This is a genomic window from Lacinutrix himadriensis (assembly GCF_001418105.1).
GTDB classification, from domain to species: Bacteria; Bacteroidota; Bacteroidia; order Flavobacteriales; family Flavobacteriaceae; genus Oceanihabitans; species Oceanihabitans himadriense.
Genome location: NZ_LIQI01000022.1, coordinates 403,119 through 415,853 on the forward strand (window position 1 = coordinate 403,119; position 12,735 = coordinate 415,853).

At 34.0% G+C, this 12,735-nt stretch carries 10 protein-coding genes and 1 tRNA gene; 6 read left to right on the forward strand and 5 right to left on the reverse strand.

The window, feature by feature from the left end; translation table 11 throughout:
* Positions 1-17 precede the first annotated feature (17 nt).
* Both AMD28_RS09435 and AMD28_RS09440 read left to right on the forward strand, forming a co-directional pair.
* Positions 18-221 carry a hypothetical protein gene (locus tag AMD28_RS09435; protein ID WP_055443882.1) on the forward strand — a complete coding sequence of 68 codons (204 nt, stop codon included), beginning with the start codon at positions 18-20 and terminating at the stop codon, positions 219-221.
* The gene (locus AMD28_RS09440; protein ID WP_055443883.1) at positions 221-835 is read left to right on the forward strand and encodes an FAD-dependent oxidoreductase; all 615 of its coding nucleotides are present in this window, start codon (positions 221-223) and stop codon (positions 833-835) included. Before AMD28_RS09435 ends, AMD28_RS09440 begins: the two co-directional genes overlap by 1 nt.
* A gap of 585 nt (positions 836-1,420) precedes the next feature.
* Here the strand turns inward: AMD28_RS09440 and AMD28_RS09445 are convergent.
* The 4 genes from AMD28_RS09445 to AMD28_RS09460 form a co-directional block, all read right to left on the reverse strand.
* Positions 1,421-3,010, reverse strand: coding sequence for a S41 family peptidase (locus AMD28_RS09445; protein ID WP_055443884.1), 1,590 nt, complete (start codon positions 3,008-3,010; stop codon positions 1,421-1,423).
* On the reverse strand, positions 3,010-3,441 hold the full coding sequence (locus AMD28_RS09450; protein ID WP_055443885.1) for a deoxycytidylate deaminase: 432 nt from the start codon (positions 3,439-3,441) through the stop codon (positions 3,010-3,012). The genes AMD28_RS09445 and AMD28_RS09450 overlap by 1 nt, the downstream gene beginning before the upstream one ends.
* Before the next feature lie 125 nt (positions 3,442-3,566).
* Positions 3,567-4,157, reverse strand: coding sequence for a HupE/UreJ family protein (locus AMD28_RS09455; RefSeq protein WP_055443886.1), 591 nt, complete (start codon positions 4,155-4,157; stop codon positions 3,567-3,569).
* A gap of 73 nt (positions 4,158-4,230) precedes the next feature.
* Positions 4,231-4,310 (reverse strand) — tRNA-Leu (locus AMD28_RS09460).
* A gap of 144 nt (positions 4,311-4,454) precedes the next feature.
* Between AMD28_RS09460 and AMD28_RS09465 the strand changes: the two genes are divergently transcribed.
* The 3 genes from AMD28_RS09465 to pth all read left to right on the forward strand — a co-directional run bounded on the left by AMD28_RS09465 (position 4,455) and on the right by pth (position 6,760).
* Entirely contained in the window at positions 4,455-5,396 is a 942-nt protein-coding gene (locus AMD28_RS09465; protein WP_055443887.1) for a ribose-phosphate pyrophosphokinase, read from the forward strand.
* Positions 5,397-5,422: 26 nt separating this feature from the next.
* Positions 5,423-6,043 (forward strand): 50S ribosomal protein L25/general stress protein Ctc, encoded by a 621-nt coding sequence (locus AMD28_RS09470; RefSeq protein ID WP_055443888.1) that lies wholly within the window; start codon positions 5,423-5,425, stop codon positions 6,041-6,043.
* Between the two features lie 81 nt (positions 6,044-6,124).
* Positions 6,125-6,760 carry an aminoacyl-tRNA hydrolase gene (pth, locus tag AMD28_RS09475; RefSeq protein ID WP_055444351.1) on the forward strand — a complete coding sequence of 212 codons (636 nt, stop codon included), beginning with the start codon at positions 6,125-6,127 and terminating at the stop codon, positions 6,758-6,760.
* Between the two features lie 48 nt (positions 6,761-6,808).
* Here pth and AMD28_RS09480 read toward each other — a convergent pair whose 3' ends face one another.
* The gene (locus tag AMD28_RS09480; RefSeq protein ID WP_055443889.1) at positions 6,809-9,547 is read right to left on the reverse strand and encodes a T9SS type A sorting domain-containing protein; all 2,739 of its coding nucleotides are present in this window, start codon (positions 9,545-9,547) and stop codon (positions 6,809-6,811) included.
* Positions 9,548-9,854: 307 nt separating this feature from the next.
* On the opposite strand from AMD28_RS09480, the gene AMD28_RS09485 reads away from it, so the two are divergent.
* Positions 9,855-12,716, forward strand: a complete 2,862-nt coding sequence (locus AMD28_RS09485) for a M43 family zinc metalloprotease (RefSeq protein ID WP_055443890.1) — start codon at positions 9,855-9,857, stop codon at positions 12,714-12,716.
* The last annotated feature ends 19 nt before the right edge of the window (positions 12,717-12,735 follow it).

The following is a 12,735-nucleotide window of genomic DNA, read 5'->3' on the forward strand; positions in this document are numbered from 1 at the left end:
AAAACCAATAAAAACACATGAAAATATTCACCATCGTATTTACCGTTATAGCTGCTATTTTGATAATTTTTAATGTCACACAAATAGATTTTAATAATCTTTTTGAAGGACAAAGCGTCGTTGCACTAATTACTATTTTCACTTCTCTATGTGGTATTGCTTTATTGCAAGTTTTAAGGCTTTCTAAAAAAGTAAACAAACAAGTTAAAAACAGCAAATAATGTTTGATGCTCTAATTATTGGTGGTGGAGCAGCAGGAATGTCTTGTGCTTTGGTTTTAGGATCTGCACAAAACAAGGCCTTTGCTAAAAACAAGCGTATTGGTATTATCATGCACCAAAAATCCTCACATTTACAAAATGCCTTATTTAATAATGTATTGGGTTTAACACCTGGAACTACTGGAGCAACTATTTTAGAAGAAGGTAAAGAGCAACTTACCACACAATACCCACATGTTGTACAAGTAGAAAACGAAAAGGTTTCTGAGATCACTAAAACAGAAGCTGGCTATACCATACTTACAAACAAAGAAACCTACCAAACTAAGTGTGTTGTAATTGCTGTGGGTTACACCAATTTGCTAGGCATAAAAGGTTTAGAAAATTATATAGAACCACATCCTAGAGCTGTAAAAGAAAAAGACAGAATTTGGTTGAAAAATATAGATCACAAAATTGAAGAAGGCTTATATGTTGCAGGTACTCTAGCTGGTTGGCGTAGTCAATTTGCAATAGCTTCTGGAAGTGGTGCGCAAGTAGCTACTGATATTTTAACGCTATGGAATAACGGCGTGCATACCAAAGCGCATGACAAAGTGCATGACAAAGTATAATAAGTAAGCTTCACTTAACTTAAACCGGTTAGCGCGGATTTGTAATCCGTGAACGTAAACTAAAACGTATTCTAAACTAACGGATAGCACAGATTTGTAATCCGTGACTGTTATGAATCTAATCGAATTCTCGTTGTAAATATCTACAGGCTTTTTAAAAATATTCTGCCATTGTTCCTTTATGTTTAGTAGACTATAGGATTCACGGATTGCAAATCCGCGTTATCGGACTATAGGATTCACGGATTGCAAATCCGCGTTATCGGGATCTAATCGAATTCTCGTTGTAAATATATACAGGCTTTTTAAAAATATTCTGCCATTGTTCCTTTATATTTTGTAGACCTAATTGTTTTTATATCATTTAAGCTTTTTTATAAATATAAAAAGAGCGTCAAAAACGATGCTCTATATTAACGTACTCTTATGGATAGGGATTGCAAATCTACATTATAGGATTCACGGATTACAACTATAGGGTTCACGGATTACAAATCCGCGCTATCGGTTTACAAACTATAGGATTCACGGATTGCAAATCCGCGCTATCGGAATCCGTGCTATCGGCCGAATGAAAAGACCTAGTTAATGTTCTTCACTTAACTTAACCACCTCTTCAATCATAATATCTTGCTGATTAATCACTTCTTGATAGGTACCTTCACCAAACAATTGTTCTCCTAAAGCCGCTTTAATAAGCAGTTTAATTTCCTCTTTAAAGGTTAAAAAAGTAAGATTTCTCTTTAAACGCTCTCTTAAATACTCCTGAAAATCCTGTACAACATTGTCTGTGATTATAAAATCCTTCACAAAATCTTCTCGTGTTAAATTATCATAAGCTTCTCTTTGCTTATCTAATTGCTCGAAAACAAAATAATTTAAAAACCCAGTTTGTTGCAGATAGTTAAAGGTTTCATTTTGCATACTTAAATCTAAAGGCACAAATACATCTGGAATAATTCCGCCACCACCATAAACTACTTTACCTTTTGGAGTTGTGAATTTTAGAGAGTCGGCAACTTCTATTTTATCAGAGTCTAGTAATTCGCCACTATCTAAACGTGAAAAATACTCATCATAATAATCTTTGTTTCCGTTTTTATAAGAACGCTGTATCGACCTTCCTGTTGGCGTATAATAACGAGAAACAGTTAATCGTACTGCGCTACCATCACCAAGTTGCATTTCGCGTTGTACCAAACCTTTTCCATACGAACGTCTACCAACAATGGTTCCTTTATCATTATCTTGTAAAGCTCCTGCAACGATCTCACTTGCGGACGCAGAATTTTCATCTATAAGCACAAAAACATCTGCTTTTTCGAAGTCTCCTTTTTTGGTTGCAAAGCTTTTTTCTATGGTTCCTCTTTTGTTTTTGGTAAATAGAATCAGTTTATCATCTTCTAAAAACTCATCCACAATCTGTTCGGCAATATTTAAAAAACCACCAGGATTACTTCTTAAATCTAAAGCTATTTGTGTTGCACCAAGTTTTTCAAGCTTATTTAATTCTGTTTTAAATTCTTTAAAAGTAGATTCTGCAAAACGATTTATTTTCACATAACCTAAAGTATTCGTTAGCATATAGGATGCATCCACACTAGTAATTGGCACGTGATCTCTGGTAACTTTAAAATCAAGTAATTCCTCTTCCCCTTTTCTGTAGACTTTTAAATTTACTTCTGTATCTATTTTCCCTTTCAGCTTAACAACAATTTCCTTATTAGAAAAGTTATTTCCGAATAGCGTATCATCATTGGCAAAAAGAATTCTATCACCGCCTTGAATACCAATTTTCTCACTCGGACCTCCTTTTACAGCTCTTATTACCGCAATAGAATCTTTATAAGGATAAAAACTAACACCAATACCAACAAAATCACCTTTCATGTTTTCGCTAACGCGTTGCATATCTTCTTTTGGAATATATACCGAGTGCGGATCTAGATTTTCTAGAATTCCGTTTACGGTTACATCTACAATACTATCTGTATTTACATCGTCTACATACTCATAATCTATGTAGTCTATAAGACGGTTAAGCTTATCTTTTTTACTGTTAGCAGTAAATAACCTATCTGAAGAATCTGTGAAATTTAATTTTCCGCCAATAAAAATACCAGCTGCAATTGCAACCCCAAGAATTAGTGGTAAGTATTTTTTTTTGATATTCATTATGCTTTTAATGCTTCAATTAATTCTAACTCTATTCCTGCTTTTTCTAAAAAACGCAGACCAGAATCGTCTTTATATGTTTGGTTATAAACTACTCTTACAATTCCTGCTTGGTGTATTAACTTACTACATTCTTTACAAGGTGACAATGTAATATATAAGGTTGCCCCTTTACAAGATTGTGTAGAAGACGCTACTTTTAAAATAGCATTAGCTTCGGCGTGTAATACATACCATTTGGTATACCCTTCGTCATCTTCGCAATAGTTTTCAAAACCTGTTGGTGTACCATTAAAGCCATCAGAAATAATCATTCTGTCTTTTACTATTAAAGCACCAACTTGTTTACGTTCGCAAGCAGATAGTTTTCCCCATTCTGTTGCTATTCTTAAATACGCTTTATCATATTTAAGCTTCTTTTTTTCTGACATATTTTATTTTGCAGTTAAAATAGTTTTGTGTTATAAAGATTTCATACCAAGAGGTATAACGAAGATACTTGCTTCGTATTTTAATTACAACACTTGTAAGTTAAAGTTTTACCAAACTTTGGCTCCTAGAAAAGTATATTACTATTTATAATCATTGGTATTACTAAACCAATTACAATAGCAGAAACGACCATAACCCAATCCCGTTTAGAGAATCTGAAAATAGTTTGCATTAAAAAACCTAAAAACAGCACCACAAAAACGATAATTATTTGCGCTAACTCAATACCTAATGCAAATTCTAAAAGGGTTACTAATTTGTTATCCGATTTACCTACCATGAGTTTAAATTCTCTTGCAAAACCAAGACCATGTACTAATCCAAAAAACAGTGTAGAAAAAAACAAAACGCCAACTTTATCGCTCTTAGCCGTTTTACCAGCTGTAAATACATTAAAAATAGCCATTACTAAAATAGTAATAGGAATTAGAAACTCTACCAACTTACCATTTACAGAAACCACACCATAGGCTGCTAATATTAAAGACAATGTATGCCCTAGTGTAAAAATAGACACTAACATTAAAATGCGTTTCCAGTCTTTAAAGATATAAGGAACAGCAAGAACTATTAAAAAAAGTACGTGATCATAAGCGTTAATGTCTAACACATGGTTAATACCATATTGTACGTTAAACCAGAATTCTTCTAGCATAGATATAGATATTTGGGTTGCGTGTAAATATACAATTTAAAATAAAAAACCTTAACATTTCTGTTAAGGTTTGTACTCAAGGCGGGAATCGAACCCGCACTCCGAAGAATCGGATTTTGAATCCGACGCGTCTACCAATTCCGCCACTTGAGCAATTGTATAATGCAAAACTAATTTATTTTTCTATATATCCTTTAAAAATCGCATAGAAATGCTGTATAGAATGAAAAAAAACTCTAAATTTGCACCTCATTAAAAAACAGGCTATATAAAAGCCTAATTAATAATAGATTAATCATGTCAAACACCATTACTGAAGCAAAGATATTTTCTTGTATGCAAAGTAAAGTTTTAGCAAAAAATATTGCTGACGCCTATGGTACACATTTAGGTAATGTAATCACATCTACTTATAGCGATGGCGAATTTCAACCATCTTATGAAGAATCTATCCGTGGAACCCGCGTATTTATTATTGGTTCTACAAATCCTGGTCCAGAAAACTTAATGGAAATGTTGTTAATGTTGGATGCCGCTAAAAGAGCATCTGCAAGACATATTACAGCAGTAATACCTTATTTTGGTTGGGCAAGACAAGACAGAAAAGACAAACCTAGAGTTCCTATTGCTGCAAAATTAGTAGCTAAAATGCTAGAAACAGCTGGAGCAACTAGAATAATAACTATGGATTTGCATGCAGATCAAATACAGGGTTTCTTTGAAAAGCCTGTAGATCATTTGTTTGCATCCACTATATTTTTACCGTATCTAAAAGAATTAAATTTAGATAATTTAACTATTGCTTCGCCAGATATGGGAGGTTCTAAAAGAGCTTATGCATATTCTAAAGCTTTAGCTAGTGATGTTGTAATATGTTACAAACAACGCGCAAAAGCAAATGTAATTTCTCACATGGAACTTATTGGAGATGTTACTGGTAAAAACGTAGTATTAGTAGATGATATGGTAGATACTGCCGGAACATTAACTAAGGCTGCAGATTTAATGATGGAAAGAGGTGCTTTAAGTGTTAGAGCTATTTGTACACATCCTATTTTATCTGGTAGCGCATACGAAAGAATTGAAGATTCTAAATTGGAAGAGTTAATAGTAACAGACTCTATTCCTCTTCAAAAAGAATGTTCAAAAATCAAAGTATTAAGTAGTGCTGATTTATTTGCTGAAGTGATGCAAAACGTACATCATAACAAATCTATTAGCTCAAAATTTTTAATGTAATTAATAATTAAAATAAAAACAAAACAATGAAATCAATTACAATCAACGGATCTCAAAGAGAAATCGTAGGCAAAAAAGCAACAAAAGCCTTACGAAATGCTGGTCAGGTTCCTTGCGTATTATACGGAGGAGACAAACCAGTGCATTTTCACGCACCAGAATTAGCTTTCTCTAAACTTGTATACACTCCTAATGCGCATACAGTTGTTATTGAGCTTGCTAACGGAACAACATTTAATGCTGTACTTCAAGACATTCAATTTCATCCTGTAACAGATAGAATCTTACACATAGATTTCTATCAATTATTTGATGATAAAGAAATTGCATTAAATATTCCTGTAGAATTAACTGGAAACTCTAAAGGTGTTAAAAATGGTGGTGTTTTAAGAAAAAACAACCGTAAATTACGTGTTAAAGCGTTACCAGCTAACTTACCTGATTTAATCGAAATAGATATTACTAATTTAAAAATTGGTGATAAAGTATCTGTAGCAGATTTAGATCAATCTAAATACACTTTATTACATTCTGAAAACACAGTAATTTGTCAGATTAAAACTTCAAGAACAGCAGTTGTTGATGATGAAGACGAAGAAGAAGGTGCAGAAGGAGATGCTCCAGCAGCTGAAGGTACTCAAGAATAAATTTATTTATTTACACAATTATAAAAAGCATTCTGTTTATTCAGGATGCTTTTTTTATTTTTACAAAAACAAAAACCTTCCATGTGTAAATTCTTAACATCGCTTTTCAAAAAAAAGAAAGCTTTACACAAAACAGAAGAAATAGATCCCATGAAAAAATATCTTATCGTTGGTCTTGGAAATATTGGTGAAAAATACACACATACCAGACATAATATTGGCTTTAAAATATTAGACCATTTTGCGGAAAAAGAAAATCTTATTTTTGAAACTCAAAAACTAGGAGATATAACCACTTATAAATTTAAAGGAAGAACCTTTATTCTACTCAAGCCAAGTACGTATATGAATTTAAGCGGAAAAGCAATTCTTTATTGGCTAACTAAGGAAAAAATTCCTTTAGAAAATTTACTGGTTATCACAGATGATTTAAACTTGCCTTTTGGAAGCATTAGAATTAAAACCAAAGGAAGTGATGGAGGTCATAACGGATTAAAAGACACACAAGACAAATTAAATACTACAAAATACAATAGATTTAGATTTGGTATTAGTGATGCGTTTAGCAAAGGAAGACAAGTGGATTATGTTCTTGGAGAATGGACTGCAGAAGAGGAGAGCAAACTAACAGAAAGATTAGATAAAGCTTCAGAGATTATTAGATCTTTTGGCACTGCAGGTACAAATAACACCATGAATACGTTTAACGGAAAATAAAAAAAGGAAGCCAATTGGCTTCCTTTTTTATTAAACACTATTTTAGTATTACTCAATAAGAATCTTTTTAATAGTTTCTTTCTCTCCATCACTAACTTTTACTAAGTACATTCCAGATTGCACATTACTTAAGTTAATTTCTTGGTTGAAATCTGTAGTATTTACATACGAATTATTAAATACAGAACGACCTCTAATATCAAATACCTCAACATTAATGTCTTTATTAGAAGACGAGTTTAAGTTAATGGTAAATGCTCCGCTATTCGGATTAGGGAATAGTGAAAACGTATTAAAAGCATTTTCTGCAATAGATAAAGATTGTCCGCATACCTCTAAAGACCAATTCTCTAAAGTACCTGTATCTACATTCCACCAATCTGTTATGGAGAGCGTCCACTCCCCTTCACTTTCTAAACCATTAAAAGCAGATAAAGGATTTACTGGATTATAGGTTCCAACTGCAGGATCTGCACACACTATAGCAGGTTGCCCATCTTCAAAAGTAACATTCATTTCATTTTCACTGGCACAATCTCTATCCCAAACCACAACAGCAGTAGTACCATTTGGATGTTTCAGCTCTATTACCAAATCTCCAATAAAAGAATGCGTAATATCTACATTCAAGATCACAGAATTAATATTTCTATTCTCCGTAGCAGGTATCGTCATGGTAGTTGTTAAAGCAGCTCCTGCTGTATTTGCCCCAACACCATCTGGAATTACTAAACCTAAAGCTCCTGAACCTAAATCTGTACACGCTGGACAAGCAGCACCAGTTAAAACAGAAACATAATCGGTTATTGTAATGGTATCTGTGTTAAACGAATTGGTAGCAACCAACGTAACATCAAACGTTCCAGCTGCTGCATAAGTAACTGTTGGATTTTGATCTGTAGATGTAGCAGGTGTACCTCCTTCAAAAGTCCAAGACCAAGAGGTTGCACTTGGAGCAGAAGTATCCATAAATGTTATGGACGTATCTCCTTGTAAACAAACCGACGATGTACTAGCGTCAAAAGATGCAACTGGCGGACCAGGTAAAGCTGGCAATGTATAACCACAACCTGTTAATGATGTATGAATTGTACTTATATCTGCTGGACTATAATTTAAATTTACTGCTGCTTGATATACAGCTACAGCTGCATCATTTTGTCCTGTAGTTCCTGCGGTCATTCCTAAACCTTCCCAAAATATTTTATCCATTTGTTGACCACCAATTTGATCCCAAATACCCATTAGGCAAGTCGCCCAAATTTGTCCATCTGTATGAATAGAACCCGTTAAACCTCCAGGGTAAGTAGCACTATAGTTGGTGACTCTACCATTCCAACATTCGTTATGACCATCCCAATTAAACACATAATTATATTGTGGATCTGCAGCGGTCCAATATCCATTGGCATTATTAATAGCACGGTTATAAGACTGTGCAACATAATCTCCTGTACCTTCACCAAGTCCTTCAGCGCCACTGTTTCCTCCTGAAGTAACCCAATCATGTAATCCATGGCCTAATTCATGATGAATAACATCCGAATCTTCACCATCATCTACACAACCTTCACCAAATCTTAATTGTCCACTTCCACTATTATAAGAAGATTGATCTTGTCCGCTCCATCCATGTGGATCAAATTGCACACCTCCCGCATATTGATAAGGCATAACATCACAACCTAAGGTGTTATTTATATAATTCATCATATAATCTATATGATAATATATGTTTACTGCTTCAAAACCGTCTTGTTCTCTATCAAAATTAAATACCGATGAGTTTTGTGTAAAAAGCCCTGTATTAGGTGTATCGAAATCCACAATTTCTGCTCTAGGACCAACAAGGGAATACGTACTTCCTGTTAAAGTTATATCGTTTAAAGTTACACTCATTCTTGCTGCATTTAATTCTGCAGAAGCTGCATCATTATTATCTATATAACCACCACCATAAGCAACCATGTTTGAAGTTAATGGATCTGGATTAAAAATCATACCCGTTCCGCTTACTCTTCTTCTATCTTCTGAAATTTTAGCCGAAGCATGCAAACACGCATCATTATGTTTATGCTTTTCATCCGAATAGTATTGATTTAAATCAATAACTTTAAATATCTCTTCGGTTTGTGCATCTACAAACACGTGCCATTCTCCTGCAGGATTATTTGTTAGAATGGTTACTTCATTTGCCAAACGTGTCATCTTAGGATTATTATAAACCATTAATCTATTGGCTTTAAATAAAACATCACTAGATACATTTAAATAATTATATGCTAACGTATATGCTAAGTCTTCAGAAACACTTGGTGCACTATTAAAAGAATTAATAGATTGATAACTATTCATTACATAAACTACTTTGTTTTCTGGTGAAATAGTTATCGTCACCTCTGCTTTATTTACTGGATACCCATCTGCATGTTGTCTAAAACGAACAACAGATCCTACATCTGTAGTTCTTGTAGCATGGTGTTTTAGATTCTGAATTTCCTCTTTAGAAAACCCAAGCGTCTTAGATTCATGCTCTAAATAATAAAGCGCCATACTTTCGGGCGAACCTTGAGGAACTTCGTAATTTAAACCATAAAGAGCAACAGGTAATCCTGTTTCTACATTAACTCTTTGGTTGTTTTTAATTTCTGTCTGTATCGCTTCGTCCTTTTCTAAACGTATCTCAAAAGATCGTTTTTCTACTGGTTTTTGCGCTAACACGTTCAATGAAAACAAAATTGCTAGCCATGTAAAACAAGCGAATTTGTAATGCGTAATTTTTTGCATAATATTGGTTTTTAGTCAGTTAAAATTCGTATTAAATATACAAATAAATTAATTAGCAATGCTGTTATTATTTTTTTCACAACTTCATTCCAAATTACTGCTGATGACATTAATTTTATCAAGACAACAAACATTATTTCAATAAATAAAAACCCCATTATATGCTAGCCTTAAAAAGCCAAAATAAAGAGTTGATATTTACTAAAGCAAGTGTTAAAATTTACTCTTTATTCCCATCAAATACTTCTCATAAACATATTTTCATTACTTTTATGGCTACAAATCCAATTATTTTAAATTAATAAAAATGAAAAAAATTACTTTTAGTCTTTTTATTTTTCTTTTAGTATCTCAGGTCACTGTATATGCTCAAGGACAATCAAAAAGCACAGGATCAAGTGCATCTTCACAGGTGTTTGAACTTACTCCAGCTACTTTAGAGTCTATAAATCAAACAGGTTTTGCAAGATGTTTAACTGTAGAAAATGAAGCTTTATTACAACAAAAATATCCAGAACGTTTATCTTCTGATGAATTTGAAGCATGGTTAGCTCCTAAAGTGGAACAGGTAAAAGCAAACAGAGCATCAAATAGAACTATTTATAATATACCAGTAGTTATACACATTATTCATGATGGTGATGCACTTGGAACCGGAGAAAACATAACCGATGCACAAGCAATTTCTCAAATCACAGTAATGAATGAAGATTACAGAAAACTTACAGGTACTCGTGGTGGTGCTAATACAACCGGTGCAGCAGTAGATACTGAAATAAATTTTTGTCTAGCTAATATTGATGAAAACGGTGTTGCTACCACAGGTGTTGTAAGACATGTTATCACACCTTATTCTAACAATGTTGCAGACGGATTTACTGGACCAGATTGGGAAACGACTGCAGATGTACAGTTAATGAAAGCTGCAACCCAATGGGATCCTACAAAATATTTAAACATGTGGGTAATACGTCCTGGAGGTCTACCTTTACAACAAGGTGGATTAGAAGGCCTTTTAGGTTATGCACAATTCCCTAGTAACTCTGGATTAGCCGGAGCTCCTGCTGGAGGTGCTGCCAATACCGATGGTGTTGTTGCAGGATATAATGCTATGGGAACAAAAGATTTAGATGATGGAACTTTTATTCTAAACGGTTCTTACGAATTTGGTAGAACAATGACGCATGAAGTTGGTCACTGGTTAGGATTACGCCATATTTGGGGTGATGGACCTAATAGCGGTAGCTGTGCTTATGATGATTATTGTGACGACACACCAAATGCAGAAAACCCAAATTACGATTGTGTTGCTGTAACAAGTTGTGGGTCTGCAGATCAATATCAAAACTACATGGACTATTCTTTCGATTACTGTATGGATACATTCACGCAAGATCAAATGGATAGAATACAAACAGTAATGACTAATTCTCCACGTAGAATGGAATTAAATTCATCTACTGCTTGTTCTACTGCACCAAGCATCTACTTTGAATCTTCTCCTTCAGGAGACTTAGACGAAGGAAGTGATTGTGGATTTACAGATTACACAATTAGCTTTGCTCTTACACAAGGTGCTTCTGCTAGTGCAACAGTATCTTTACTAGCAACTGGAACAGCTACAGAAAATGAAGATTTCGAATTAATTAATAATTCGGTAACTTTTGCTCAAGGAACTACTACAGCAAGCAACGATGTAACTTTAAGAATATATGAAGATAGTTTTGTGGAAACGGATGAGACCTTAGAACTTTCTATAAATCTTTCTACAACTGGAGATGCTGAAGCTACCACTTCAACAAAATCTATTACCATAATTAATGATGATACTGCCGCATCAGCTTCTGGTTCTGCAGTAATTTTTGAAGATGGCTTTGAAAGTTATACCGATTTCGAATTAGCACCAGTTGGACAATGGACTATGTTAGATGTGGATGGAAATTCAACGTGGGGTATACAAGATCATACTTTCACAAATACGAACTATACAGGAACATTCATTGTATTTAATTCTAGCGCAACAACACCTTCTCTAGCACCAGGTAATTGGGATCCTCATACTGGCGACAAAACCTTCAATTGTTTTGCTGCAAACCCTGCATCTAATGACGATTATATTTTCACTCCTCAAATGCAAAATTTTGGAGCAAATGGAGAACTAAAATTATGGGCTAAATCGGCAATCGACACGTATGGTTTAGAACGTTTTCAAGTAGGTATTTCTACTACAAACACAAACCCTGCTAGTTTTACATACCTTTCAAACTCTCCTTATGAAGAGGCCCCTACAACATGGACAGAATATACGTATGACTTATCTGCTTACGAAGGACAAGATATCTATGTAACAATACATGTAATATCTGATGATGCCTTTGCATTTATGCTAGATGATATATCTGTTACTGCAGATGTTACCACTGCTATTCAAGAAACAATAAATACTGCTACTGCAGACCAATTAAATATAACTGGTCCTGGTGAAGCTTTTGCTCTTGATACTGCTTCCCAAAACTTAATGTTATCCATAGATAACTTTGGAGGTTTTGCTTATGGATGTACAGATATTAATGTTTCAAGAGATGTAGCAACAGTTGGTGCGGCTTCTGCTATGTATACTGCAAATACCGATCCTTCTAGTTTTGTTAGTGCTAAAACATTCGATATCACAACAGCTATACAAAATACCGCTGATGCTTCCACTTTAAGCTTTTACTTCACAGAAGCAGAATTAGCAGGTTGGGAATCTGAAACAGGTAATTCTAGAACTAGCTTATATGTTAAAAAAGAAGGAACAAATGAAGTAGCTCCAGTTACTGTTACAGCATTTGGTGGAGATCTTAAATTAACAGCAAGCTTTACAACAGGTTTAGAAGGTACTTATGTATTTGGTGTACAAACTGCACTATCTACTAACTCACTAACTCTAGATACAGGTATTTCAATATACCCTAACCCTTCAAGTAGTGTGTTAAACATTAAAACAAGTGATAATAATTTACCAGATACGTATGTGATTTATAACATGCTAGGTCAAGTTATGAGCAATAAAACTATTTCTAATAATTCTGATTTATCTATAAATACTTCAGCATTAAGTAACGGTATGTACTTTATTAAAATATCAAAAGAAGGAAACACGGTTTCTTTACCTTTTGTAAAAAAATAATACAGTAATACGCTAATTA